This is a genomic window from Candidatus Dependentiae bacterium (genome assembly GCA_016191325.1).
GTDB lineage: Bacteria > Babelota > Babeliae > Babelales > JACPOV01 > JACPOV01.
The window spans coordinates 308,322-334,991 of sequence record JACPOV010000008.1; the positions used below are offsets into that span (position 1 = coordinate 308,322).

The 26,670-nt window shown below is 37.6% G+C and carries 24 protein-coding genes and 3 tRNA genes; 20 read left to right on the top strand and 7 right to left on the bottom strand.

Annotated elements, in window-relative coordinates:
* Positions 1-54: 54 nt before the first annotated feature.
* Positions 55-873, top strand: coding sequence for a hypothetical protein (locus HYX58_01840; GenBank protein ID MBI2774726.1), 819 nt, complete (start codon positions 55-57; stop codon positions 871-873).
* A 27-nt stretch (positions 874-900) separates the two neighbouring features.
* On the opposite strand, the gene HYX58_01845 is transcribed toward HYX58_01840, so the two are convergent.
* Positions 901-2,292 carry a glycoside hydrolase family 1 protein gene (locus tag HYX58_01845; GenBank protein MBI2774727.1) on the bottom strand — a complete coding sequence of 464 codons (1,392 nt, stop codon included), beginning with the start codon at positions 2,290-2,292 and terminating at the stop codon, positions 901-903.
* A 412-nt stretch (positions 2,293-2,704) separates the two neighbouring features.
* On the opposite strand from HYX58_01845, the gene HYX58_01850 reads away from it, so the two are divergent.
* From HYX58_01850 to HYX58_01890, 9 genes are all read left to right on the top strand, one after another.
* Positions 2,705-3,511: a rod shape-determining protein MreC gene (locus HYX58_01850; GenBank protein MBI2774728.1), complete on the top strand. Its 807-nt coding sequence runs from the start codon at positions 2,705-2,707 to the stop codon at positions 3,509-3,511.
* A 166-nt stretch (positions 3,512-3,677) separates the two neighbouring features.
* Complete coding sequence (locus HYX58_01855; protein ID MBI2774729.1) at positions 3,678-3,974, top strand: hypothetical protein; 297 nt, start codon at positions 3,678-3,680, stop codon at positions 3,972-3,974.
* A 24-nt stretch (positions 3,975-3,998) separates the two neighbouring features.
* Positions 3,999-4,292 carry a hypothetical protein gene (locus tag HYX58_01860; protein ID MBI2774730.1) on the top strand — a complete coding sequence of 98 codons (294 nt, stop codon included), beginning with the start codon at positions 3,999-4,001 and terminating at the stop codon, positions 4,290-4,292.
* A gap of 130 nt (positions 4,293-4,422) precedes the next feature.
* A tRNA-Val gene (locus tag HYX58_01865) sits at positions 4,423-4,498 on the top strand.
* A 196-nt stretch (positions 4,499-4,694) separates the two neighbouring features.
* Positions 4,695-4,770 (top strand) — tRNA-Asn (locus HYX58_01870).
* A 19-nt stretch (positions 4,771-4,789) separates the two neighbouring features.
* Positions 4,790-4,866, top strand: a tRNA-Asp gene (locus HYX58_01875).
* A 316-nt stretch (positions 4,867-5,182) separates the two neighbouring features.
* Positions 5,183-6,682, top strand: coding sequence for a DUF2779 domain-containing protein (locus HYX58_01880; protein ID MBI2774731.1), 1,500 nt, complete (start codon positions 5,183-5,185; stop codon positions 6,680-6,682).
* A gap of 22 nt (positions 6,683-6,704) precedes the next feature.
* The gene (locus HYX58_01885; protein MBI2774732.1) at positions 6,705-8,507 is read left to right on the top strand and encodes a hypothetical protein; all 1,803 of its coding nucleotides are present in this window, start codon (positions 6,705-6,707) and stop codon (positions 8,505-8,507) included.
* 314 nt (positions 8,508-8,821) lie between these two features.
* Positions 8,822-9,499: a hypothetical protein gene (locus HYX58_01890; GenBank protein ID MBI2774733.1), complete on the top strand. Its 678-nt coding sequence runs from the start codon at positions 8,822-8,824 to the stop codon at positions 9,497-9,499.
* Between the two features lie 374 nt (positions 9,500-9,873).
* Here the strand turns inward: HYX58_01890 and HYX58_01895 are convergent, their stop codons facing one another.
* From HYX58_01895 to HYX58_01910, 4 genes are all read right to left on the bottom strand, one after another.
* A complete protein-coding gene (locus HYX58_01895; protein ID MBI2774734.1) occupies positions 9,874-10,461 on the bottom strand; it encodes a hypothetical protein in 588 nt (195 codons plus the stop codon).
* A 2-nt stretch (positions 10,462-10,463) separates the two neighbouring features.
* Positions 10,464-11,090, bottom strand: a complete 627-nt coding sequence (locus tag HYX58_01900) for a hypothetical protein (GenBank protein ID MBI2774735.1) — start codon at positions 11,088-11,090, stop codon at positions 10,464-10,466.
* 14 nt (positions 11,091-11,104) lie between these two features.
* Positions 11,105-11,608 (bottom strand): hypothetical protein, encoded by a 504-nt coding sequence (locus tag HYX58_01905; GenBank protein MBI2774736.1) that lies wholly within the window; start codon positions 11,606-11,608, stop codon positions 11,105-11,107.
* Positions 11,609-11,910: 302 nt separating this feature from the next.
* Positions 11,911-12,582, bottom strand: a complete 672-nt coding sequence (locus tag HYX58_01910; GenBank protein MBI2774737.1) for a hypothetical protein — start codon at positions 12,580-12,582, stop codon at positions 11,911-11,913.
* A gap of 391 nt (positions 12,583-12,973) precedes the next feature.
* Here HYX58_01910 and HYX58_01915 point away from each other — a divergent pair, with 391 nt between their 5' ends.
* The 4 genes from HYX58_01915 to HYX58_01930 all read left to right on the top strand — a co-directional run bounded on the left by HYX58_01915 (position 12,974) and on the right by HYX58_01930 (position 15,512).
* A complete protein-coding gene (locus HYX58_01915; GenBank protein ID MBI2774738.1) occupies positions 12,974-13,387 on the top strand; it encodes an NUDIX domain-containing protein in 414 nt (137 codons plus the stop codon).
* 130 nt (positions 13,388-13,517) lie between these two features.
* Positions 13,518-13,709 carry a hypothetical protein gene (locus HYX58_01920; GenBank protein ID MBI2774739.1) on the top strand — a complete coding sequence of 64 codons (192 nt, stop codon included), beginning with the start codon at positions 13,518-13,520 and terminating at the stop codon, positions 13,707-13,709.
* Positions 13,710-14,043: 334 nt separating this feature from the next.
* Complete coding sequence (locus HYX58_01925; GenBank protein MBI2774740.1) at positions 14,044-15,003, top strand: phosphotransferase; 960 nt, start codon at positions 14,044-14,046, stop codon at positions 15,001-15,003.
* Between the two features lie 80 nt (positions 15,004-15,083).
* Positions 15,084-15,512 (top strand): hypothetical protein, encoded by a 429-nt coding sequence (locus HYX58_01930; protein MBI2774741.1) that lies wholly within the window; start codon positions 15,084-15,086, stop codon positions 15,510-15,512.
* Between the two features lie 5 nt (positions 15,513-15,517).
* On the opposite strand, the gene HYX58_01935 is transcribed toward HYX58_01930, so the two are convergent.
* A complete protein-coding gene (locus HYX58_01935; protein MBI2774742.1) occupies positions 15,518-15,862 on the bottom strand; it encodes a DUF1622 domain-containing protein in 345 nt (114 codons plus the stop codon).
* Between the two features lie 285 nt (positions 15,863-16,147).
* Here HYX58_01935 and HYX58_01940 point away from each other — a divergent pair, with 285 nt between their 5' ends.
* Complete coding sequence (locus HYX58_01940; GenBank protein MBI2774743.1) at positions 16,148-16,687, top strand: hypothetical protein; 540 nt, start codon at positions 16,148-16,150, stop codon at positions 16,685-16,687.
* A 42-nt stretch (positions 16,688-16,729) separates the two neighbouring features.
* On the opposite strand, the gene HYX58_01945 is transcribed toward HYX58_01940, so the two are convergent.
* Positions 16,730-17,536, bottom strand: a complete 807-nt coding sequence (locus HYX58_01945; protein MBI2774744.1) for a class I SAM-dependent methyltransferase — start codon at positions 17,534-17,536, stop codon at positions 16,730-16,732.
* Between the two features lie 166 nt (positions 17,537-17,702).
* Between HYX58_01945 and HYX58_01950 the strand changes: the two genes are divergently transcribed.
* The 5 genes from HYX58_01950 (at position 17,703) to HYX58_01970 (ending at position 26,387) form a co-directional block, all read left to right on the top strand.
* Positions 17,703-18,830 (top strand): YncE family protein, encoded by a 1,128-nt coding sequence (locus HYX58_01950; protein MBI2774745.1) that lies wholly within the window; start codon positions 17,703-17,705, stop codon positions 18,828-18,830.
* Between the two features lie 131 nt (positions 18,831-18,961).
* Complete coding sequence (locus HYX58_01955) at positions 18,962-19,555, top strand: hypothetical protein (GenBank protein ID MBI2774746.1); 594 nt, start codon at positions 18,962-18,964, stop codon at positions 19,553-19,555.
* Between the two features lie 513 nt (positions 19,556-20,068).
* On the top strand, positions 20,069-23,680 hold the full coding sequence (locus HYX58_01960) for a DUF4011 domain-containing protein (GenBank protein ID MBI2774747.1): 3,612 nt from the start codon (positions 20,069-20,071) through the stop codon (positions 23,678-23,680).
* Positions 23,681-24,039: 359 nt separating this feature from the next.
* Positions 24,040-25,251, top strand: coding sequence for a DEAD/DEAH box helicase (locus HYX58_01965; protein MBI2774748.1), 1,212 nt, complete (start codon positions 24,040-24,042; stop codon positions 25,249-25,251).
* Positions 25,252-25,340: 89 nt separating this feature from the next.
* Positions 25,341-26,387 (top strand): alpha/beta hydrolase, encoded by a 1,047-nt coding sequence (locus tag HYX58_01970; protein MBI2774749.1) that lies wholly within the window; start codon positions 25,341-25,343, stop codon positions 26,385-26,387.
* Positions 26,388-26,670 lie beyond the last annotated feature (283 nt).

A 26,670-nucleotide genomic window follows, 5' to 3' on the forward strand; every position in this document is an offset into this window, starting at 1 on the left:
GTCAGAAATGCCATTTCCTTTCTACGATAGAGGAGGAAAGGATGAGCGGTAGTTATGATGCGATGGCGGCGGACAATTTTTTTTGCAGGCTTGATAAGCATATGCTTTGGCAGTTTTGCATCAAATTATCATATGAAAACGGTGCAACGCACGGGAAAGCTTTATCAAGCATTTCATTCATTGGGAAATGTTATTGAAGATGCAATTCTGCTTAATGTAAAGCTTTTTACGATCGATTCGGCAAAAATAATCACCGGTTTTTTACCATTCTTTTTAAGCGCGCGCATGTTTGATGAAAGTGTTCAAAGTCATTTTTATGATAGAAGTTGCCATAAAAATATTCGGCAAATGCATAATTCATGCCATCAAATCGCGCAAAAAGGAGTGGGCGTTCCGATGGTGCTGCTTTCAAGTTTGGCGCTTTGGGCTCCCAATGAAAGGCTACGGCAAACGGCACGAATGTTTGCAATCGGATTACCATTTGTTCATTGGGGAAAAAATATTATTAAAACATTGGATACAAATATTTGTTTGCGGCCGTGGAATGAGCATTTTAATAGACGAAAAAGATCAACGGGAGGTTTTCCCTCAGGCCACATGGCAAACGTTACGTATATGACAGCGCTTTTTGGCATGCGGCACGGCTGGAAATGGGGCGTACCTTTAGGATTATTTTCATCGTTTGTCTTTGCTGATTTTCTTAATTGCAACCGTCATTATCTCTCTCAATTGATTGCGGGCGTTGGGTTTGGTTTGCTCTATGCATTTGCGGCGGATAAAGTAATTCATTGGCGCGCGGCACAGAATCTAAAATTCGATCTGCGATGTGAGCAGGATGGCAAACTTATCGCAAGCATGAGCTGCAGATTTTAACATCGCAAAAAAACATCCTGCATATTTTTAACTATTTTTAAATCGTTTGATCGTTTCGATTAAATAATCGCACCCTGGGCGCAGAGTTCGTTCTTGTGTTTCAAAATTGACAGCATAAATCCCATGTTTATCGGTGTATCCTTTACGCCAACAAAAACAATCCATGAGCGTCCAGAAAAAGTAACCGCGAACATCAAAACCTTCTTGCAGGGCGCGAGAGATTACGTATAAATGTTTTTTTATATAATCATCCCGAAGTGCAGGATCGGCTGCTGCGGTGCCATTTTCGGTGATATAAAGTGGAACATTAAGTTTTGCAGCATTTTTAATCGAACGATAAAGGCCCTCAGGATAAAGAACTTTGCATACACGGCCATCGATTGCATGATCGAGAAGAACTTCATCGAGCCGGTGTTGCGGCTTAAGCGAGAGCAAATTCATTTGTTTAATCGTGGTGTGCGTATAATAATTAATGCCAAAAAAATCGAGCGCTTGCTTGGCATCGCGATTATACCCCCGCACTAAATATGCCCAATCAAAAGTACCACTTTGGAAAAAGTTGACGGTCACCTTATTTACTAAATAATCGAACGAGCGGGCGGCTACTTGTTCAAGTGGATTCCATTTAGAATGCGCGTCGAGTGGATTAAAAATATGCGAAAGGCCAATTTGCGGCCGCTTATCAATTTTTTTAAACTCTTTGTAAACCGAAACATGGGCGTTCAATAAATTTTTGGCAACCTTGCCCGCAAGCTTTAAGCTTTTTTTTCCTGGTGGATACACCCCGCGATAATAACCTTCGATCGCATAACCAACCGGCTCATTCATGGTAATCCAAAGGGGCACTTTGGTGTGCAAATGGCGAAAAACATATAATGCAAAACGAACAAAATGAAAATTATTTTGTTTGTATTCAAAGGCACCTTTTTTAGCAAACCAAACGGGATAGGTGTGATGAAAAAGCGTAATCATTGGGATAATGTTTTGCGCAAGCATTTGATCGATCATAGCGCAATAATGTTGCATCGCTGCATGATCATAAATGCCTTCTTCCGGCTCTAATTTACTCCATTCTATGGAAAACCGGTGAGCGTTCATGCCAATGTTTTTCATAAGCTGAATATCATCTTCATATTTTGTCCATCGATGGCATGCTTTGCCAGCTCTTCGTTCTGCTGGTATTGCTATTTCATTTTCAAAAAGGGTCCAACTATTTTCGACCATGCGGTTATCTGTAGTTTCAAGCCCTTCAGTTTGTAGCGCGGAATCGGCGCATCCCCATAAAAAATTTTCTGGAAACGAAATATCAAGATGGTTAATAGTGCTCCAATCCCATCGTAATTCGTATCCGTTTATTGGTAGCGTTATCATGAGCGCAAGCGCGCATGCGATATAGATTGTTATAAATGCTTTTGCCACAACCACCCCTTAGAAAAAAATATCCCTTGTTCTTAATCTAAGTATTTCAATTTGCATAAATCAATACTCGAACCGCTATCCTTCGATACAATTTCTCGTTGCACTCAAAATCACTCAGTACGAGCGGACTGGAAATCTTTCTAATAGCCGAATGCGATCATATTTGTATCGATAGGTCAGAGCGAGGGAGGAATTATCAATTCCGCTCGTGGTGAGTGTTTTGCGAATTTTATGAGCAGAATGTATCGAACCATGGCGGACAGGTCGAATTCAAAACGGCGGATATTATCTGCTGCGCTCGTCCCGAGTGATTTTGCACTTTGTGCGAAATTGTATCGAGTGATGCGCATTTCAATTGCTTATTGATTACGCGATCGATAAACTGTCAACGTGAAAAAAAATAAGGAGCTCTATGAGTTTTCGCGGTCGCTTAATGTTGTTGTTTCTCGGCGGATGCATTCTTTTTTTTCTAACGCGCGTGATAATGCCAATTAATTCGTGGCAAGTAATGGATTCTGTTTCTTCAGTTCTTGTTTATCCTTTTTTAAAAATTCAGTCGTTAATTGTTGCGCCATTTCGTTCACTCAGCCAAAAAAGATGGGCAATTCATGAATTGCATACACAAGTAGATGAGTTGCAGCAAGAGAGAGAAACGCTTATCTCAAAGCTCGTTCAATTGGAGGGAGCGCTCCGCTTTGCAAATGATACTAAGCCGCTGGCCGAATTCATGGAACAATACGCGATGCAAGATGCTCAAGTTGCGCATGTAATTATGTCGCACATTTCTGACCAGGAGCATTATGTGCTCGTTGATGCAGGCTCTGTAAAAGGTATCAAGCCAGGAATGGTCGCGCTTTATCAAAATAATCTGGTCGGCCGTGTTGATACGGTGACCCCGTTTTACAGTAAAATTGTGCTCGTGACCGATCGCTCGTGCAAAGTTGCCGTTTGGTGTGGTGCAGCGCAAGCGCGTGGCATACACGAGGGAATTAATAAGCTTGATGTTTCAATCCTAACGCACATGAACCATTTGAATGCGGTAGCAAAAGATGATCTAGTGCTCTCAAGTGGCGAAGGCGTGGTATTTCCACAGGGGTTTGCGCTGGGCAAGGTGGCACATTGTTCATCAGATGGTGTTTATCAAAAAGTGATGGTAGAGCCACTTATCTCTTTTGAAAAACTTACCTATTGCCTCCTCATTCAAAAGGGTGCTTTGTAATTATTCACGCGTAAAAGCAATATTCTCTAAAAATTTTTTCATTAAGAAAAAACATCTTAAGGCGCTTGCTTGAGCGTTATTTCGCGCTGTTTGGCGAAATTGTTGCAAACCACTTTCCCGGAATGATAAAATTCAAATAGAAATAATTATCACTGGGAGAAATGGTATGAAAAGAAAATCAGCTCTCGGATTAATGGGCCTTGCTATCATCAGCCTCATTATTCTTATAAATGCTGCGCCTAAAAATTACGAATGGCGGCGCATTACTTCGGATGGTCAGTACGGTTTTCCTCCTTCGCAAGGTATAAACTACACACCAAATCTCACCTCTAATAGATCATTTAACTATATACATCCGCGTGGAGTGGAATCGCGCGTGCGCCCTGTATATAATCCGGCGGAGGCGACGATCTATCAGCCAAAACTGACAGCGCCCGAAAAAGTAATGGTGGAAGTTGAGTAAAAAATGGTAAGGATGGGAAATGTTATGAAAATCGATTTTTTTGTTTTGATTGCGCTCCTTGCGCTTTGCCATGATCTCGAGGCCGCGTATCTAGCAGGCTCGATCAATTATGAGCCAATGGTGGGCGCAATTCCTGGATGGTATCTCCAATATCCGCCGATGCAATCGTCAATAAGAGCAAAAAACTATCGCTCAAAACATTGCGGGCCATCAGCTGGATGCGAGAGGGGCTGCACTGAGGATGAGGATTGTAGGGCTGTTGAGCGCGTATGCGAAGCGGATGATATCGTTAACGATGATTGCCCAGAATACTGGTAAGATGTTCTAGTTTTTTGCATGCACATTCTGCGCACAGGCAAATCAGTAAAAAAATACCTATTTCATGTTTTTTGCTTTGACTTTTCCCTCTGTTTTCTTTACAATTTGTGAGTCTTGAAATAAATGTTAGGGGCGGTTAGCTCAGCTGGCAGAGCATCAGTCTTACAAACTGGGGGTCGCTGGTTCGAATCCAGCACCGCCCACCAGTCTTCGTTTATCCGGGCCTTCAGGCTCGGCAAACTACGACTGGCGAGGCCATCTTCGCTTGTTAAGGAATTTCTTAATAAAAGCGATTTTATCCGTCGCGCTCGTCCTGAGTGATTTGCAGAGCAAATTGTATCGAAGGATGGCAAGATGGGGCTAATCTAACTAATTTCACCGATACTAAAAATGAAATTATATTCCGCGGTAGCTCAGTCGGTAGAGCAAACGACTGTTAATCGTTGGGTCGCTGGTTCGAGTCCAGCCCGCGGAGCCACTTCTCTTTGGTTATATAGGGAGCTGTAGCTCAGTTGGTTAGAGCGTCCGCCTGTCACGCGGAAGGCCGTGGGTTCGAGTCCCATCAGCTCCGCCATAGTAAGCTATGAGCGGGATTTGGCATCAAATCAAATCGTTTTTGCGCCTCTTTGGCGAGCTTTTCATTCCCTAGTCTCAAGTTCTGAAGTACAAGCTTAATTAACTCTCGTTTTTCTTCAACTTCAAAACCGATAATAATTCATACGCACGTTTAACCAGATCCAATACATGTTTTGAAGTGATAAGTATTTAATAAAATTAAAATAGAAAATAATAGAACAAATCGTTATGATTTTAGACTTTTTCTTCGAATGATATAAAATAGAACATATCCTTATTTATAAAGCATATCCCTTATTAAATGGAAGTTAGATATGAATAAATTTGTTCATAAGTCTATATACATAGAATATTTACAATGTGCAAAGAACGCCTGGTTGAAACTGCATAAGAAACAAGAATTGCAGGATCTCTTGGCTCCAACTGATTCTGAACATGCAATAATGAATAAGGGGAACTTAGTTGAGCTATGGGCAAGAAGACTATTTCCAGAAGGTATCCTAATCGAAGTGCATGGTGAAGATGCCGCTTTGCTTACAAAATCTTATATAGAGAAAAAAACATCAGTTTTATTTCAGTCTACTTTTTACCATGATCAATTTTTAGTGCGTAATGATGTTCTTGAATACAATAAAAGAACTGGAAAGTGGTCTCTTTATGAAATTAAGGGAAAAAACTCTTTATATGAAAGTAAAGATAAAATTGATCATATTGAAGATATTTCATTCCAAGCGATAATCTTGAAAGAGCAAGGAATTGAATTAGAAAACTTATTCATTATACATCTTAATAAAGATTACTTGCGGATTAATGATATTGAGATTGATAAGCTCTTTATTATTAATAATGTAACAGAAAATGTTAAAGAGCGTGAGTCGCTAACGAGAGAGCGCATGCAGAGGGCTAAGATAGATTTACACCAAGATAAGGAGGAAGCATCAATTTGCAGTTGTATTTCTCAAGGCCGTAATGCGCACTGTAAAACTTTTAGTTACTCATATCCTCATGTGCCAGAGATTTCTGTTCATGATATAGCTAGAATTAATGAAAAAAGGTTGAGTATATTAGTTAATTCCAACATTCTTACTATAGATGATATTCCAGCAAGCTTTGCATTAACGGACATTCAAAGTAATCAAGTAAATTCCTATAAATTTAAAAAAACGATTATAGATGACATGGCTATCAAGCAAGAATTGGATAAATTAACCTATCCATTGTATTTCTTGGATTATGAAAGCTATGCGCATCCTATTCCTCTATTCAGTGGATTTAAACCATATAAGCATATTCCATTTCAATTTTCATTACATGTGTTAACTGATGCAAATTCTGAGCCAACCCATTTTGAATATCTTCATGAAGCTGACTGCGATCCATCGGAGATAATAATTCAGAAGCTTGCGGCGATGATAGGGCCTTCTGGCACTATTATTGTGTGGCATAAAAGTTTTGAGCAAAAAATAAACACTGAGCTAGGTGAGCGACATTCGTCTTATAACGATTTTTTTCAAAATTTAAACAATCGGATTTTTGACTTAGAAGAAATTTTTAAGAATCAACTTTATGTACATTCCGGCTTTAACGGAAAGACCTCTATCAAAAATATATTTCCGATTTTAGTTCCTGAGCTTTCTTATGATAAATTAATGATTCAAGATGGAATGGATGCTGGTGAAAAATGGTTTAGTATGATGAATAAAGAGCTTAGTTCATCAGAAAAATCAAAAATTGCTGAAGATTTAAAGCAGTATTGTCGCCTAGATACTTATGCGATGTATAAGATATGGCAATACCTATTACTTATCCGCTAAAAACTGATTTGATAAAATTATAATGAATACTGAAAGTTTTATAGCAAAAGCTCAAAAAATTCATGGAAATGAATTTTCTTATGCTCAATCCAGATTTATAAACTGGAAAACCCCGCTGACTATTGAATGCCTAGTTCATGGAGAATTCAGCCAGTGGCCCGAAACGCATCTAAAAGGGGCTGGATGCAAACGCTGCAAAGGTATCAGGGCATCAATTCCAAAAGTTTTAGAATGTGCCAAGTCATTTGTTGAAAAAGCGCGTAAAGTTCATGGTGACAAATACGATTATTCTAAATCATCATATCTTGCTTCTGATAAAAAAATTATAATCACTTGCAAAATGCATGGCGACTTTAGTCAAGTTGCGTCTGCACATTTGGGAGGAAGTGGTTGTAGGCATTGTGCTGGTATCTTGAATCAGGCAAATTTAATTAGAGGAAAAGAAAAACCAAAAGTAAGAAAAACTTCAAATATCGATACAGCAAAGTTAACGAAGTTATTTATTGAAAAAGCTATCAAGGTTCATGGAGGCCGCTACGATTATAAACATGTTGTTTATATAAATAATCATACGAAAATAAGTATTATTTGTTCGATTCATGATTCTTTTTTACAGTCACCAAGTTTGCATTTAGCTGGAGCAGGCTGTAAGCCTTGCGCAGATATTGGCAGAGGAGCTGAAAAAAATAGAAAAGCAACCTTGCAATTTATGAATAAGGCTCAAGCAGTTCATAAAAGCCGATATGATTATTCAAAAACAAAATATATCAATAATTCACTGAAAATAGAAATAATTTGCTACAAGCATGGATCTTTTTTTATTATTCCTGGAAGTCATTTAGGAGGAAGCGGATGTGATCCTTGTGGTATAGAGAGCATGCAAAAAAAACAGTCCACAGGAAAAGAGTTATTTATTGTACAAGCTAAAGCTAAGCATGGCGATAAATTTGGTTATTCGTTAGTAGAGTATGTTTCCACACATAAACATGTATGGATTATTTGTAAAAAGCATGGAGCATTCAGACAGGCGCCCAGTGGTCATTTATCGGGGAGAGGGTGTGCCCAATGTAGAAGAAAATATGATTTTGACGGGAATGAGAAAAGAAAGCAAGTTACCTTAGAAGATTTTATAAGGAAAGCTCAGAACATTCACGGAACCAAATATAATTACTCTCAAGCAATTTATGAAAAAAGTAATATTGTCCTGATTATTATTTGTTCATTTCATGGTGAATTTCTTCAAAAGCCGCATAAACATTTAATTGGGCACGGATGTCCTTCTTGTGCTAATCGAGATATGAATACTGAAAAATTTATTTTAAGAGCTCAAGCAATCCATGGAAATAAATACGACTATTCTAAATCAGATTATAAAAGAGGGAGATCACTTATAACTATAATTTGCTTACAGCATGGGCCTTTTCAACAACGAGCTTGGAATCATTTAGATGGACGAGGATGTGAACTCTGTAGAGATAATTTAAATTCGCGGGGAATTTTATTAATTGAATCATGGCTAATTAATAATAATATTCCCTTTATTCGAGAAAAGAAGTTTAAAACGCTTAAATCAAAAAAAAAGAGTAGTTATTTTCTTAGATTCGATTTTTTTATAGAAAAATCAAATATATTGATTGAATATGATGGAGAGCAGCACTACACCCCGCGAAAACATTGGGGCGGGCAGAAAGCATTTCACGAATTAATTAGCAATGATCAAAGAAAAAATATTTGGGCTCAAGAAAATGAGTATCGTTTAATTCGCATCAGTTTTAAAGAGATAAGCCTTATAAGTAATATTCTTTCTTCATCATTATTATCTTAATTTTAATGCTTTAAATTTCATTATCCACTTTCTAATTATCTTTAAAGGCTTTTTTGGATTTTTGGCAGTCTTATATCTATTGCTCGCTATCGCTGTGCTCGTTTTTCAAGATCTTTAATCTTATCTTAAAAAAAACTTCATATGAGTTGCAATGCCATTTATAGCTATGCCGTTCATTGCGAAAGCTTTATATTAGCTTTCTTGATTTTGTTGATGTAATGATAGGGCGTTGAGCATCGGTGAGCGCAATATTTTTAGAATAATGAATTCCAGAAACGTAAGGAGGTACAATTAATAAAAAAAGAAAAGTTGATTTGGATCAGCTTGAGCAAAGTTATTTTATTGAGAAATATATAGAATACAGAGATAAATTCTCAGCTGAGAATTTATCTCTTATTGAGTGTCCAATCATTTCAGTAAATAATAAACAATTAGGCCATGGGCAATGTATCCCGGATGCTATCGTTAATAAAAATGATTCTTGTCAATGGATTGAATTAACTACTTTTTCACGAAATCAGTTGATGGCTCGACGAATACGAGAAATGATAAAATATCCAGAGCATTTTGAAGGTCAACGAATTATTCTAGGTATTCCCCCCCGAGAATTTGATTCGTTGATTGTAGGATTTCATGAAGCAATAAGAAAAAAAGTATCGAAAGACTATAGCCGATTTGCACATTTATCAAATACAAATTTACAAGGGACTTTATTAGTTATTTTTGTTAATGAAGATCATTTTTTTGATGAAATAGAATATTATCAATTTATAAACGCAGTAAAGGATGAGCATATCTTATTTAGCTGGGGGGTTGCTACTGGTCAATTTGATCAAATTATCTTAGGTGCCAATGTATTGATAAACGGGCAATGGGTAAGTACCTTTGAGCCTATTGTTAACAGAGAAAAAATGGTGCATTTAAGAAAGAGGCAGCAAATAAAGGAAAATATGCTTTTAAATTTAGCCAAACAAACCATTGAGATTAATTAACGAGTTGGCATCGCAGTATCAATTCCAAGCGATCTATTTTGCTTTCCTGGAATTCGCCCCATTCTTGAAAGCAGGTAAGTACTTCGGGTTTCTTGAAAATATTATACCAATCTCTATAGCGTATAATTTTAGAAAGAAAAAACGCAGGCATGTAAATAGAGGCCATGTTAAAAAAGGATACTACTATGCCTTATAAAGTTGGCAAGAAGACGAAAAAAAAGGCTGGCCAATTCGTGAATTTAAAAATGGAAAATGAATCGTGATTGCCCATTCTAAGTCAAAAGAGAAAGGGCAAGCGAGCATCCGTGCTCGTTATTGGGACGAGCATAAAAATAAATAATCTTAGAACGCAATCCTAATCCGCTTCACTATTACTATATTGGTTGAATTTTTAATTCATCTTGCCCGACAATCATTGCAAACATGCGCGCTGCGTCTTGGCAAGCAGTTGGCATACCGCTTTCCGGATTATCTTTGTTGCTGATAATACAATCGTTTAGCTTTTTGTGAGCATTGAGAATTTCAGAAGCTTCTTCTTCAACCAATTTGTTTAGTTTATCTTCAGAAGCTGGTGCAATGTGAGGACGAAGGTATGGAGTTCCTAATTGAATTGCACCTAATCCAATACTCACTTTTCCTGCGATAGGTGCGGCTACTGCTACCGCACTTTTGACAGATGCCCCAGCTACGCTGGCATTAACAGCCGCTGCAGTTGTGGCAGTTTTAATTGTCGCACCAGCTGCCGAGGCTTTAACCGCGGCAGCCCCAAGTGCGGTTTTTATAGCTGCGATAGTACCAGAAGATAATATGAGCGGTGCAGCAACTACAGTCGCTGCCACTACGGCAGTTCCGATTACGCCACCTATAATGACTTTCTCTGCCGTGGTTAACTCATTGGAATTCTCGTTATTTGCGATAAGTGAGCATGTACATATCAGTAAAATAAATATTTTTTTTACCATATTTATTTTCCATAAACGCTGTTAAATGTCGCTGTCATTTCATCAAGTGCTTGCTTTCCATTCATTGCAGCAAACATCTTTGCTAATTGCTCACACTCTGCAGGTCGGCCTGATTCGTTTTTTTCATGATTATGATTTTGCATGATGCACTTTCTAAATTCTCTTTTTGCGTGCAGTGCTTCATAGCTTTCACGAGCTCGTTGCTGTTTATCTATTTCCTCGTCTGTTGGATTAAGATATGAATGAAGATCTTTACCAACAGCGACCACTTGCGTGGCGGCGAGAACGCAAATTCCTACTCCTGCAACTGTGCCTATAATTTGGCCGGCAACAGCCAATTTATCTATCGATTGAGCACCTATTTTTGCTGCATTGGTTACACCATCGGCCACTATTTGGGCAGATTCAACACCTACGGAGCGTGTGGCCTTTTCAATTACAGGAGCCAATTCTTTGGCGGTATTAAGTCCGATATTTGGGGCTGCGTCCGCCAATAATATTGTTGACTTGTTAATGGTGGCGCAGAATACTTCAAGCTGACTTTTCCCTACGTATGTATAATTTGATTTGCAAATGAAAATAGAAAAAATAACGAACGCATTAATTATAATATTGTTAATGTTTTTCATAGATTTCATTTCTTTTAAACTGAAGCGGATGCTTCTAATTCAGCTAAGTCTAGATCCATCTGAGCGGCTATTTGTAAATTTTCTTCGTAGCGTTTGACAAGGCGCTTTAATATTTCTCGTTCAATTATTTTTCTAATTAATAATGATTTAATTCTTTCGATCTCATCAGAATGTTTTCCCATGTCGTTAAAAAACTCAGTCATTAAAAAGTTTTTGACATCAGGTACTGCAAGTGCTTTATTGGTGCGTACCATAAAAGCATTGAGTTCCTGGTGAAATTCTTTTTGCTCTTGTTCATTTAGTGATTCAAATACTCTTGCGGCTGTTTCCCTAACTTTAGCCATCATCAAATCTATGAGAGCTTCCTTTTCTTCAATTTCTGCTCCTATTCTGGAAAGCTCCATCTCTTTTTGAGCTTGCTCGCTTTTGAGTTTCTGTATTTCCACTAAACCCGCGTTATTATGAGCGATAATAGTTGGCACTAAAAGGGCGCTTAAAAATATTGTTTTGTAAATCATGATGAAGCCTTTTTCTTATAACGATCTGTTAATATTCAGAAAGAGCCAAATCAGTTGAGTCTTTCTGAATATTAAATTTAACTAACCTTATTCTGCATTAAAACGTCTATGATTGTTCCTACAACTACAAATAAAAGAGCAAGCATAATGATAAATGTGGGAGAATATTGAAATGGTGATTCCAACGGTTCTCTTAGATTTAAAAAGATAGCTAAGTGATAAAACACCAAAAACGATATTCCATATGCTATAACTAGATACAGATTTTTTTTAAAAAAATATACGTATTTATTCATGGATTTTTAGGGAAGAAATAGCAATGCTGAGAAGAATGCTCCCGCCGCCGCTGAGCATGATTCAACTAAAGCTATGGTTGTTGGTATACTGCCTCCTGTAGCAGCGACAACGCTCATGGTTCCTACGGCAGCTGTCGATGCGCCAACTGTTGAAACAACTCCTGTTCCCACCACAGCCATTCCAACAGTGGTACCAGCGAGAGCAGTTTTTGCTATACCTACTCCAATCATAGCAGGTATAGCTCCGCCGCCCGATGCGGCTACTACGCCAGTTACAGCTGTAGCGCCGACAACTCCAGCTGTGCCGTACATTGCTGATTTTGTAATCCAATACGCTATTGCACCACAAATAGGACCGCCTCCCAGGCCGCGTACATGCGCCTTAATGGTGTATTCGCCATTGCTTAGTTTTTTTCCTGTAACATATCCATGTTTTTGAAATGCTTTAAGCTGGTCGCAATTCATTTTGCGTAATAGTGGATCTACGTCGTAAGAATTGACTGGTGTCTTTTTACCGTTTTGAAGAATATGAAAACCTTTATCGTCTTTCTCTAGTTGGACGGCCCCTAGTTTATGTGAAGCTAACAATGACAGTTTAATTGTTTGTTGATTCATTCCGTTGCAGGCGAGGGAGAATAATAAAATTGGTATGAAGCGTAGTATGAAATAGTTTTGCATTTTTTTCTTCCTATGCATTTTGTGATTTAACATCTGTTGGTTAATTCCTTCTTGTCGTATTACCAGCAATTGTAGCGATGATGAACGACGTGTCAATTTTTGTAATTGAAATAATTTTTAATGTTTTAAAGTTGAAATTAAGAGTCAGGGAGATAATTCTTTAAGGGCAAGATCTATCGTTAAATTGATGGCTATTTGATAAAAACATTTGAATATGGGAAATTTATTCTTGTGGGGATTATTATCGCTGATTTAAAGGATAATTTAAGCAGGATAAAAATTAATCTCTAAATAATTAAAATATAATTATATGATTTAGATCTCCAGTAGATTTTTTTTGATATAATTTACTACTGAGTCGTTCGATTAAACTACGTATACGTTGAAAACTATGAACAATAAAAAAATTAAAATTGGCTGTGAGATTTTTATATTAAAAAATGATGAACTTTTGCTGGGTAAAAGAAAGAATTGTTATGGGCAGGGTTCGTGGGCATTGCCCGGTGGGCATTTAGAATACGGAGAGACACTTTTTGAATGCGCCAAAAGAGAACTCAGGGAAGAGCTAGGAATTGAAGGCTTAGAATTTAGGTTGATAACGATAACGGATACTATTGATGAGCGGGGGCACTACGTGCACAATTCTTTTTTACTGGAAAGTTTTTCTGGTGAAATACAATGCATGGAGCCAGATCTTTGCTATGAATGGAAGTTTTTCAATGTCTCAAACCTACCTCATGAATTATTTAAACCACACCAGAAAATAATCGGTACATATTTTAAAAATATCTTATATCAAGGGTAGATCTTTTTTCAGACTCTTGTTTTTGCGAGAATTTCTATCTATTGATAATTAACTCATAAGTTTCTTAAGGTGAATCACGATGAGCTCATGAATCTGGTATTCTAGAATTAGAAATAAGAAGGAAGAAAGAATGTCAAAACAAAGAAAGCACGATTCTCCATCAGGCTGGCAAAAAGAAGATTCAGGAGAAATGCAGCATCCGCATCGAGAAGTAAAAATTATACACGAAAAAAAAGTAGGATTGGATCCAGTAACGTTGGATGATCAAGAGAAAGAAACTGGATCATCCAAAAATGATTCTGCTAAAAAATCAAACAAATAAAAGATCCAAAATTGATCGCGATTGCTCATTCTAACTCAAAAGCGCAAGCTAGCATTTTTAAATAGCTTAAATACTTGAAGTGTTGTGCCAGCGGTGCTGCGCAAAGATATTGAAATGCAAATAAGAAGGACAGCGATAGGAATAAATTCTTTAGAATAATCATGGGTACATCGTATAATTTATTCTTTAGAGTTGCCAAAAAATTTTAAGTATCTTCTAATGATGGTTAATCTCTTCATCTTCTATCATGCGAGGATATGATGAGTTGTGGTAACACTAGAACCATTGATCTGTATTAAATCTTAATGGCAACTTTTTGCCAATCCGGGTACTCATGAAAAAAGAAATGCAATCATTTGAAAAAATGATAGAAACAATAGTTTTATCTCATTTTGGGCAAGTTCCAAAATTTATCAAACGTATAGAAGTGGGTATTTGTAATGAAGTTTATAATGTGGGCTTAGAAGATAAAGAAATTATTATTCGGCTTAGTCCCTATAACAAATTTTTGATGGGATCTCGTGATCATATTCCTAAACTTAAGGCCGTTGCAATTAAGGTGCCTGATATTTTAGCAGAAGATTATAGCCGTACGGTAGTTCCGCTTGCATATCAAATTCAGACTAAGATTGAGGGACAAGATCTTATTAAGGTAATTGAGACTCTTACTGATGATCAACTCAAAAAAATAGCTAAAGAAATTGCGAATATTTTTAGTAAAACAAAAACTTTTCCCGTAGATGATAAATTCGGTCTTATTTGGGGTGGTGGCGAAACTGAAATAAGTGATACCTGGACTCAAAGAATGCGCTTATGGATTGATGACTCTATTGAGCGCGGTAAAAAAACAGGTGTAATTGATGATAGCATTATAAAAGTAGCAGAAAATTTATATACAAAATATAAATCATATTTTGATTCTATCAAACCTACAGCTTATTTTGGAGATATCAGTTCTAAGAATGTAATGATAAACAATGGTGCGTTCAGTGGCTTAGTTGATTTAGATGGCCTAACCCAGGGCGATCCATTAGAAGCAATTGGCAGAATAAAATTGAGCTGGCTAGGAACTCCTTATGGAGAAACCTATACTAACGCAATTATGAATGAGATGGATCTTGATGAAGAACAAAGAAAATTGGTTACTATGTATGCATTGTTAAATCAAATTTCTTGGCTGTGTGAAAATGGAATTGAATACAATCAAAATACCAAATCGGTAGTTGATAGAGAAAAAGAATATAAGGATAAGCAGATCATTAAAGTATTAGCCGCAAAATTACAATTGTTGTAAATTATATCTTCCACTGCTTAATAAATTATTTCGCTAATATTTTCTCATGCGTTTGTCACAATACATCTGGAATAAAAAAAATGACCTTAAATAAAATTGCTTTATGTTCGTTAATACTCTTTTTCAGCTGCAATAATGTTCAAGCACATGAAAAAACGTTTTTTTCTAAAAGTAATCAGCCTTCAAAGGATTTCGCAGTGGGGGTTCTTATTGGGGTGACTCACGGAACAATTAATAGGGAATTTGAATCTAATTGGTCCGGAGACCGGAACAGAAATATTGCGTTAAATAGTGTTACGTTGGGTGCAGCTTCCTACGCTGAGAGCTCGTATAATAATGATGGGAAAGTTAACCTTATAACGTTGTGGGGCCGGGGTATTGGACAATGTTTGGCTGAGTCTAGTCAAACAAAGGGATTTTCTCTGACCTTAAATATTCCATTACTAGCAGCGGGCTTTTTAAGCATTATCCATGCTTATAGAAACATAATTAAGACTGAAGACAAATAAAAAATTTATTTGAGTGCTTGGCGCTGTTGTGGCGTTAATGCTTGCAATTCGATATTTAAAAAATAACTGAGAATTGTTCTGATAAGTACTAAAATGGCTAGCAAACCCAAATTATAATAATCGGGTTGCACTAAAGAGCCCACGATATCGGCTCCCACCATAAACTCAAGGCCGAGAATAACGCTATTGCCAAATTGCAGACGAATTTGATTTGCATCGACATTTTTTTTACGGTCAGCCATCTGAAATAATTGATAAACAGAGCGCACCGCGCCAAACGTAATTACCACCACGCCAATCGCCGCGATAAAATCTTTGATGTACAATAATACTGAGTCAAAAAATAGCATGATAAATTCTCCTCTCTCTTTATCTACCGCATCATGTATCATAAATACAAGAAATGCTGCCCGGAATTAAACTACGCGGCTAGCAAAATCAAAAATCGCGCGAAAAGATCAGCCTTGGAAGTTTTCAAAGAACAATGGCACAGATAATTTTGACTATAAATAAATTGTATAAATTAATAATAGTGTTATAATTTTTAATTATACAGTTTGGATTAATAATCAGATTATCGCTATAGGGTTAGGGGTTTTCTGTTTAGCTGATCGTTCAGCGAGTGGAGAAATTATATGTGGATGATTATTCTAGGGATAGTAATAATAAATGCCTCGGCTTATGCAATGGAAGAGAAAACTACCTATTCTATCGATGATGGTTTTGGAGTTTCGCCTCAAGAAATCTGCATTATTGATGAAAATGGCGTTCTCGATTTGCCACCATTGGGCGGGGAACCGTTAGTGAGAGACTTGTTTATTGCTGCAGAGAATAGAATTGACCAAAAGCTTTCAACAAAAAAAGCAATTAAGTCCCGAAAACCGTTATTTAAGAATAATGGAATAAAGAAAAAATCCCAAAAACCAATGCAAGTAAAAAGTAAAATAATTCAAGCGACAAAGCCTCAAGAAGCAAAGTCTTTACCTCTATCATATGCCTATTGCGGTGAATGTAAGCAATCCTTACAAAATCCGCGCCTCTATGCATGGCACATGAATTTGAAACATCAGGGTATTAAAGTTAATCAATATGAGCTTGTCACCTGTCCTGTTTGTAAAAACATTTACGGAGATAAAGAGCGTTATTGTACACATTTAAAACCTTCATCAAATTAATTAACGATTAAGTAACAAGCGAGCAGGATAAATTCTTTATTCTTAATTTTGCTTATGTGGATGCACATCTAGCTCTTGTTTTTTTGCTACGATAAATATTCTATCGGTTTCATCTTCATCAAATCTTGATCCATCAATTGCGCATTTTCTTATCACTTTGAAACCGTTTCTATGTAGCATTTCTTTGAGTTCGTCAGATGAATAAATTTGAAGCGTGTTAGTGTGCTTAGTTGTTTTAAGAGATTCAGAACTTTTTTGAAGTAATTCGATCGTAAACGAAGATAAAACGCCCGTATCATTTATCGTGCTATATTGAATAATGCGAGATTTTATTTTGCCATCTTTTTTTTGCCAATCAATGGTTAACTTGGTGATGTTGTTGTCTTTTTGAAAGTATCGCGCATTGAATATATCAAATATATATAAGCCATCATTGTGTAAATTGTTATATATTGCACGCATCGCTTTTTCAAAATCATTTTTGGTAAGATGTCCAACAGCGTTAAATATCGTAATAACTGCGCCAAATTTGCCAATACTTGCTGTGCGCATGTCACATTTGATAAATTTTACCTCTATTTTTTCTTGTTTTCCTTTATTTTTTGCTATTTTGAGCATTTTCGCGTTTATATCGGCTCCAATAATTTCGTATCCTTTGTCTGCAAGCCAAAAAACTTGTGATCCGGTGCCACACGTTAGATCAAGTACTGTTTTTTTCTTATATTTTCTAAGTATTTTTTCAATGGTGCCGTTGATAATTTTGGAGTTTTCATGATTGAACATATCGTATGTTTCAGATTCTTTATTATAAAGCGATGGTTTTGCACTGGAATGAGATAAAGGGCGCATAGAATTCCTCTGTGATTAAAATATAGTTGTTAGTTGTATATATTTTAAATTTAGTATCTTTCAGAAATCTAAACAATTGCGGATTTTACAGGTTGACTTTAAGCGATATGACTTTTACGATAATTTCAAAAATAATTGTCGTATCTTTTTGAGAGAGTGGATTCTGATGAGAGCAAAAATGCAAAAATATTTTTTTCTGAGTTTTTTATTCTTTTTATTTCCAATACATGCAAAATATATTTCTCCCGATCGCGTCTTAGCAACAGTTCCAGTAGGTGTGACGCCTGCAGGCCTTGCAATCACTCCCGATAACAAGTTTGCGTACGTCGCGGATAATAACAATTATACGTTTACTGGGCAAGATGCGGTGAGCGTTATCAACTTAGAAACTTTTTTACTCCAAGATACGATTTTCAGTGCTACGTTTAATCAACCGTATACGGTAACTATTAATGCTGCAGGTACGAAAGCGTATGTTACCAACAGTAATAGCACCACGGTAAGCATTATTGATATTGCATCAAACACAGATATTGGAATGATAACTGGTTTTGATGGCCCATCAGGTTTTGTAATAACTCCAAATGGTAAAACCGCGTACGTAAATAATTATGGTGGCCCAGAAGGGGTTCAGAGCGGAAATGGAAATACCGTAAGCGTTGTTGATTTGGGTACCAATACGATCGTTCAAACTATTACGTTGAATTTGGTACCGCCCGCGGCAGCACCTGCAGGGCTTGCAATAAGTCCAGATGGAGCTTTTGTTTATACGATTAATTATGTGGATGGAAATCCTGGTACCGGCACGATGAGTATTATTCAGACGAGCAATAATACGGTGGTCGGCACAATTCCTGGGTTTTCAGGGCCATTTGCGATCGCGATAACGCCCGACGGTAATTTTGCGTACGTGACCAATTTTGGCAGTAACAATTTTTTCCCATTTGGTACAACAGTGAGCGTTGTTGATTTGCGCAAACGAGCAATTGTTGAAACGATTAACGTTGGCATACAACCATCCGGAATTGCGATTACACCAGATGGGCGCTATGCATACGTTTCTAACTATAATACGCTTTATGCGGGGCCTATGTTCACCGATTTAACCGCCGGGCAAGGGACGGTAAATATTATTGATATTGCTACTAACACGGTAATCCCTCCAATTATAGCGGTTGGGCAATCACCAGATGCTATTGCAATTGCTTCCAATGGTAGAATTGCATGTGTTTCCAATTACACGTCCAACACGGTGAATGTTTTAAATATTCTTGAAAGAATGTGGTTAAAATGAACCCCACACACGTCTTAAAGACCGTGGTTGTGGGGACCCCGGGGAAAAATTTTTCCGTTCGTTCACGTTTTCCAAGCAAGGGTTTTCTGGATAAAGTAATAAAATTTGTACCAAAAAAATTAGAGTTGAACATGAAAAAATTAGTATCCGCCTTCCTTTTTATATTTTTAACTTCATCATCATTACTATTGCAAAGCAGTGAATGCGATGCGCTTTGTATGCAAGATGCATGTTTTATGGCAGCGTTTTCTTCGGGCTACGTTTTTAAACAAAGCGATCACACTTTTAATCAAGTGTACGGCCCCGGAATGGGTAATATTATAACTGCCGATTTTTCGTATCACCGTTGGCAAACATGGGCAGTTGGAGCCAAAATAAGTTATTGGCTTGCGGTGGGGCATACCACGTTTTTCAAACACCGTTCTTTTTTACAAGAAGTGCCGGTAACGTTCTATCTGCGCAAAATACACGATTTTAGACGCGGCTTGCGCCTTTATGCCTCGCTTGGTGGCGGTTTTGTCTGGATGGGAGAACAAAGTTACCTAGGCCATTCAAATCAGGTGAGGGGAATTGGCGAGGCGGAAATTGGATTTAATTATCCAGTTAGCCGATGCCTTAATTTCACCACCGCATTTCGTTATCTTTTCCCGCGTCAATCAAACCACGGAACGAAAGTGAATGTGGGTGGGCTTGATTTAAGAGGCGGGGTCGGGGTTTCATTCTAATTTTCAATTCTCTATAGCACAATTCAGTGGAGTCCGGTAAAATCTTTGCCGGACTCCACTTTTCTCTTCAAAACTGTTTTCGCCCTCACCTCATTTTGTATCGATTTTGCCTCGATATTGTGTTTTCAAATAGAAAATATACATTAAATTCAGGTCTGTATTCCTAATGGTTTGTATTTTACAAAAAAGCACACCCGTGTTACAATAAAAATACAGGTATTAATTAATGTATTTTTAAAAAATGGATTCGGTTCTTTTTGCAGCAAGGTTTTTAAATGAGTGGGGGTATTGAGCATGGCACATCAACTATTAACTAATATCGATCAGATAAACGCTTAATTTTTAGGCGCTTTTTTACAAAACAACTATTTTTTATGTGTTTCCCGAGGGTTTGCTATGAATAACGGTCTGCGTACTTTACTTGAATACTCGCTTAAAGCGGTGGATCTTTCGCGCCGTAACCGGTTACTCAAAACACCCAAAAGCGCAAAGCTTCTTTAGTTCACTACCGATTTGTCTTCGTTCCTTAATAAATTCGGGGCGCTTGATAATTTATCGATCGCTTTTTCTCATCAAGAACTTTTACAAGAAGAGAAAACAAATGTGTCAGGTTCTTTAACCGATATTCACGGTGAAAAACTGATCACTTTTCTTAACATGCTGCGCTTAACAGCAAAACGTGATTTTGAAGAACACGGATTGCATACCTTATTTTTGACTTTTGGCAGAATTAAGTGGAGTAATCCTTCCGTTGTAAAATCTAATGCAGATCATGAATATAATGCCCCGCTGCTTTTATTGCCGATCGTGATAGAAGAAAAGAAGAATCCTAAAAAAACGGTTATTACACATAACGCTGAATTTGGCGATATCCAACTTAATAGGGCGGTGAGCCTATTACTTGAAACTACTTACAACGCAAGTCCGCTTACTTTTGATAGTCAAGAGGGAATGCGCAATCTACATGCTGCCTATCAAAAACTTCGCATGCAAACGCGAGAAATTTTTTCCGAACTGCATGTAGATTTTGAACTCATTGACGAGATTCAGATCGGCCACTATTTTTTTTCTGGTCAGCAAATTTATCAAGATCTGAATGATCATAAAAAAGATATTATACAGCACGATGTGATTAATGCATTGTGTGAGCATGATCCGTTAATGCAAAAAAATCTTAGTATGCATAATGAAAATACTGATGCGCATCTGAAAGAAGAAACAGATTTTAGCGTAATGGATGCGGATAACAGTCAACTCTCTGTTATTCAAAATGTGCTCAACAACAATCATCTAACGATTCAAGGGCCCCCGGGTACTGGAAAAAGCCAAACGATTGTAAATACGATCGCGCATCTTTTGGCACAAGGCAAAACTGTTTTAGTTGTTTGTGAAAAGCAAGTTGCATTACAAGTTGTTTTCGATCGCTTGAAGCAGCGAGGATTGCATAAACTATGTTTATCATTATTTGATTACGCTACCGACAAAAAAATGTTTGCAAAATCGGTCATCGAAGATCGAGAAAGCGTATTAAAAAGTGCTGCAGAAAACCCCGCACATAATAATCACGTGAATGAATTTGAGCAACGTTCTAAAAAAATTAAACGGTTACATGAATATGCCAAGACTCTAGGTGCGATCGTAGAACCGCTTGGTCAATCGATTCAGTGGGTGCATGGCCAATTAGCTCGTTATCAATCCGAAAATAAAAATTACAAAATTAAATGGAATGGCAGTGATCCGCTCAAACTCGATAGCGCGACTTACCAACAAACGATGACTTTATTAAACGCGATGGCTCCGCTCTTTCCTCTGCGCTTGCGGGAAGAATTTCGTTATTGGAATGTATGCACAAAAAATTATTTTTCTCCTAATTTCGTTAACGATTGTCTTCATGCATTGACCGAATTTCAATCGTGCGTGATCACCGGAAAAGCTTTGGCTGAGCATGATAATTCGTTTACATCTTTGCATGAACTTACGCAAACATGCAGGATGCTTCAGCAATTAAATGCCCTTAAAAAAGCATTTGGGCAAAAAGGGATTGATCTGGATGCGATCGATCCAAAGCGAATCTCACAACTATCACGCAGATTTAGAAGCGACTATTCAACCGTTCTTCGCTATATATCTTCAGCGTATTATAGTGATCGTAAAAAAATGAGAGATTGGTGCGATTCATTAAAGAGCCACCGAGATTATGTAGAGCTGCTTGAGCAATTGGAGCGTTATAATTTCCTGATAAAGAAAGTGCAAACTCTAGGTGCGCGCAAAATTGGAGCTCAATTGGAAAACTGGTTTGCGCATTATGAAAAAACATTTATAGATCTAGAGAAAATATTTGGCACAGATCAATTAGCAAATCAATTAGCGGAGCTTCCTTTTGCCGCGTGTACTCAAATGATTGAAAAATTAATTAACGATAAGCGCGGGCTCGAGCAATGGATTTCGTATCAGAACTATGCGCGCCAATTACGGGAATTTGGGCAAGAATGGTTTCTTGATGCAAGCAAAAATGTAGAAATTAAAAATCCTGCCGCAGTGTTTGCACAATCACTTTGGAGTGCATGGCTCGATGCGTATTATGCAGTTACTCCTGAGCTGCAAAAATTTACGCAGCAAGAGCAGCAGCACACGGTAGCTGATTTTAAGAGATTAGAACATGCAACGTTTGAAAAAAATGCAGGGCGAATTTTAGCTGCGCATGTTGATGTTTTGAAAAAATTAAAGAAAGAAAGCGGTGCGACTGAAAAACAACTTGTTCATCAGAGCCAGCTTAAAATTCGCCATAAGCCGATTCGAAAGCTCGTTCAAGAGGTTGGCCCTGAGCTGCTTAACTATAAACCATGTTGGATGATGAGCCCGCTTACGGTCAGTTCATATATTCCTTTTGGATTGCTCGAATTTGATGTTGTAATTTTTGATGAGGCTTCGCAGATGCGCGTTGAACATGCGCTTGGTGCGATTGCTCGCGCAAAACAGGTCGTTATTTTTGGTGATGAAAATCAATTGCCGCCCACAGATTTCTTTAAGGCGCCGCATACTATCGAAAGCGAAGAAGAATTTAGCAATGATTATGAAAGTATTCTTCAAGCTGCGAAAGAGGTGCTGCCAGGAGCGCATTCGTTACTTTCATACCATTATCGCAGTAAGTATGAAGATTTAATTTCGTTTTCCAATCATCATTTTTATGATGATGAACTTATAACATTTCCAAATCCACACAAAGCACATAACGCGGTGAAATTTGAACATGTACAAGGTGGAACGTTTGATGGCGGAAAAGATGGGGGCAGAATAAATGCTGTGGAAGCGGAACGCGTTGCTCAAATCTGCATTGATAAAGCGAAGAACGAACCAACAAAAACATTGGGCGTTATTAGTTTTAGTAAAACGCAAGAAGATGCAATTCGCAGCGCATTACAGAAATCACTGAAAGAAAATGCTGAATGCAAATCGTTACTCGATGAATCCGGTGAGCAACCTTCGCCATTCTTTATTAAAAATTTAGAGTCGGTGCAAGGGGATGAACGTGATTGTATAATTCTTTCAGTTGGGTATGGGAGAGATACATCGACGGGGCAGGTATATAATAGGTTCGGCCCCCTCAACGGTGTGCATGGTTATCGACGATTGAATGTTGCGGCGACTCGCGCAAAAGAAGAACTTATCTGCGTCTCATCAATTACAGCCGCTGATATTCGCCATAATGATGATTCGCGTGGCGCTCTATTATTAAAAAATTATTTAGAATATGCGCAGACCTCCGCTCGATCATTTGATTTGCGCGGTACTAAGAAAGATCAATTGAGTTTTTTTGAAACACCTTTTGAAGATGAAGTGGCAAAAGCTCTTGAAGAAAAAGGGTATGTTGTTCATAGAGCTGTTGGTGCTTCAGAATTTAAAATAGATCTTGCAATTGTAGATCCGAAAAATTCTGAAAAATATTTATTAGCTATCGAATGCGATGGCCCATCATATTATACATCGTACAATGCTCGCATGAACGATCGTATGCGGCAAGAGATTTTAGAAAAGCTTGGATGGAAAGTATACAGAATATGGTCTCAAGATTGGTTAATGCGCAAAGAAGAAATTATTGATCAAATTACAACTTTGATTACCTAAAACGAATCACTTTAGGTTAAGTTATCAATTTGAAAACATGCTTGCGTGTTGTTTTTATGGAGTAAGAGTTTATGCGTAATGGGCTAAAAAACGCGCTTTACTCAAATTTAAGTAATTATTCTAGCAAGAAGCCCTTTGTATAAGCGTTAAAGAGCGCTATACTAATATTTTATGGTTGCAATAGATAAAGTTGAGCGAAAAAAACAGTCACTTCTGGGATTTTCGAACCATTTAGGCATTCCTTATAGTTGAAAGTGCTTTTTAACGGCAATTTCTTTCTGCGATGTATGCATTTTCTGATCAGAAAAATTAGAATTAAATAGTCTCAACGGTACAATTTAATGATTTTGTGAGAATTTATGTCAGAATACGGAAATTTCAGAAAAAGTTGGCAAAAGGGTGGCTCAGCAAAAGATAAGGGAGCTCGAACTCATTCGCGAGGCGGTGGAAGGCCTCAGAGAGCAATAAAAAAGTTTGATCCCTCAGGATTTATAAAAAAAGTTGAAGAGCAAACTTCAGCTCCTGCTTATGTTCCTAAAAATACCTTCAACGATTTTTTAATCGATGAGCAAATTAAAAAAAATATTGCCGCAAAAGGGTATATAAATCCGACGCCAATTCAAGATCAAGCGATCCCAGTTATTTTGGAAGGCAAGGATGTTATTGGAACAGCAAATACTGGAACAGGAAAAACTGCTTCATTTTTAATACCATTGGTTCATAATGTTTTAACAAAAAAAACTAATCGCGTATTAATTATTGCCCCAACGCGTGAATTGGCAGATCAGATTTTAGAAGAACTGAGATTGTTTGCAAGCAAAACCGGCATTCATGCTGCGCTGTGCATTGGCGGTGCAAATATGATGGCTCAAATTGATAAGCTGAAAAAAAATCCACAGTTTGTTATTGGTACGCCAGGAAGATTATTGGATCTAGAACAAAATCGCATTATCAATTTTAATAATTATACTTCGATCGTACTTGATGAAGTTGATAGAATGCTTGATATGGGGTTCATTAACGACATCAAATATATTATTGCTAAACTTCCGCCTAAGCGACATTCATTATTTTTCTCGGCGACCATTTCTCAAGATCTAAAGAAAATAATGGATTCATTTTTGCGTGAGCCGGTTTCAATTCGTATTCAGGCGGGGCGGCAATCTGCAGAAAATGTAAACCAAGACGTACTTCATATTGGTAGTAATAGTAAAATTGAACTCCTTCACGATCTTTTGATTAAACCAGAGTTCAAAAAAGTTATTATTTTTTCACGCACTAAAAGAGCAACCGATAAATTGGCAAAAATGCTTCGGGAGCGCGGTTTTGATGTCGTCGCAATTCATGGCGATAAAACACAATCGCAAAGAAAAAAATCACTGGATCTTTTCAAGCAAAACAAAGTACGCATTCTTTTAGCAACTGACGTTGTTGCGCGAGGTATTGATATTGATGATGTATCGCACGTGATTAACTATGATCTACCAGAAACCTATGAAGATTACATTCACAGAATAGGTAGAACAGGCCGTGCCGATAAAATTGGCCAAGCAATAACGTTTGTTGATTGATAAGTTCTTGACGATTTATTAGTTATAATCGTTTTCTTCACGAGAAATTTTTTGTTAGCATCAAAGAAATTTGTGATAACAATTTTTTAATGTGGGAAATACGTATGAATAAATTGCAGATAGGTGCTGTGGCTTTGGGTGTGCTTTCAATGTTCAGCATTGCGGGCGCGCTTGAAAAAAACGGCAAATATAAAAATCTCGATCCTCAGGTTGCTCAGTTTCTAAATAAGTTAGCAAAACAAGACGGCCCGCCAATTTATACTTTGCCTATAGAGCAAGCGCGCAAAGTGCTTGATGATCTTCAGGCAGGCTCGGTGGGCACCATTGCTGCCGATGTAAAAGATATTACTATTAAAGGCGGCCCCACCAAAGAGGTTTCGGTTCGATTAATACGCCCAGCGGGAAGCAAAGGCATATTGCCTGTTGTGATTTATGTTCATGGTGGCGGATGGATTTTGGGAAATAAAAATACACACGATAGATTGGTACGGCGGCTTGCAAATGATGCCAACGTTGTTATAGCCTTTGTTAATTATACGCCGTCTCCTGAAGCACAATATCCAGTTCCTACCGAACAAATTTATACTGCAGCCGATTATCTTGCAAAGAATGCGGCAAAGTATCAAATCGATCCAAAAAGAATGGCAATCGCGGGCGACAGTGTTGGTGGTTTGATGGCGACCATGGTTGCGCGCATGGCAAAAGAACGTGGCGGGCCGCAGTTTAAATCTCAATTACTTTTTTACCCGGTCACCGATGCGCGTTTTAACACCGGCTCTTACAATGAATTTCAAGATGGTTTTTGGCTTGGTAAAAAATCGATGCAATGGTTTTGGGATGCGTATGCACCAGATCGCGCAAAAAGATTGAATGCAAACGTAACGCCCTTGAATGCGACTATAGAACAGCTCAAAGGAATGCCGCCGACATTGCTCATTGTTGACGAAAATGATGTATTGCGCGATGAAGGCGAAGCGTACGCGCGAAAACTAATGCAAGCGGGAGTGCCGACAAAAGCAATGCGTATTTTAGGTACGGTACACGATTTTCTTTTATTAGATCCGATTAAAAATACAGAGCCCACTCAATTAGCTCTAGAAATTGCAGTGAATACGATCAAGCAGGCGTTTCGTTAAAAATGGCTGCAAATCAGCAATGTTGATTAATAGCTCCTTCATGATAAAATAATATATACAATCTGATAATAGTAGGGGCTTTTGCTGCTATGAGATTGTTGTTTATTTCACATCTTTTTGCCCAATCGGAAAATTATATAGAAAGAAATCTGATTGAAGGGTTTTCTGGAAAAAATAGAGTGATTAAAGCAGCTGGCGGCTTTTTTTATAGTGTCGAAGTGGGGCAATATTTTTGCAACAGTTATTATTGAAATAATCAGTACTGTATTGCTATAATTACTAA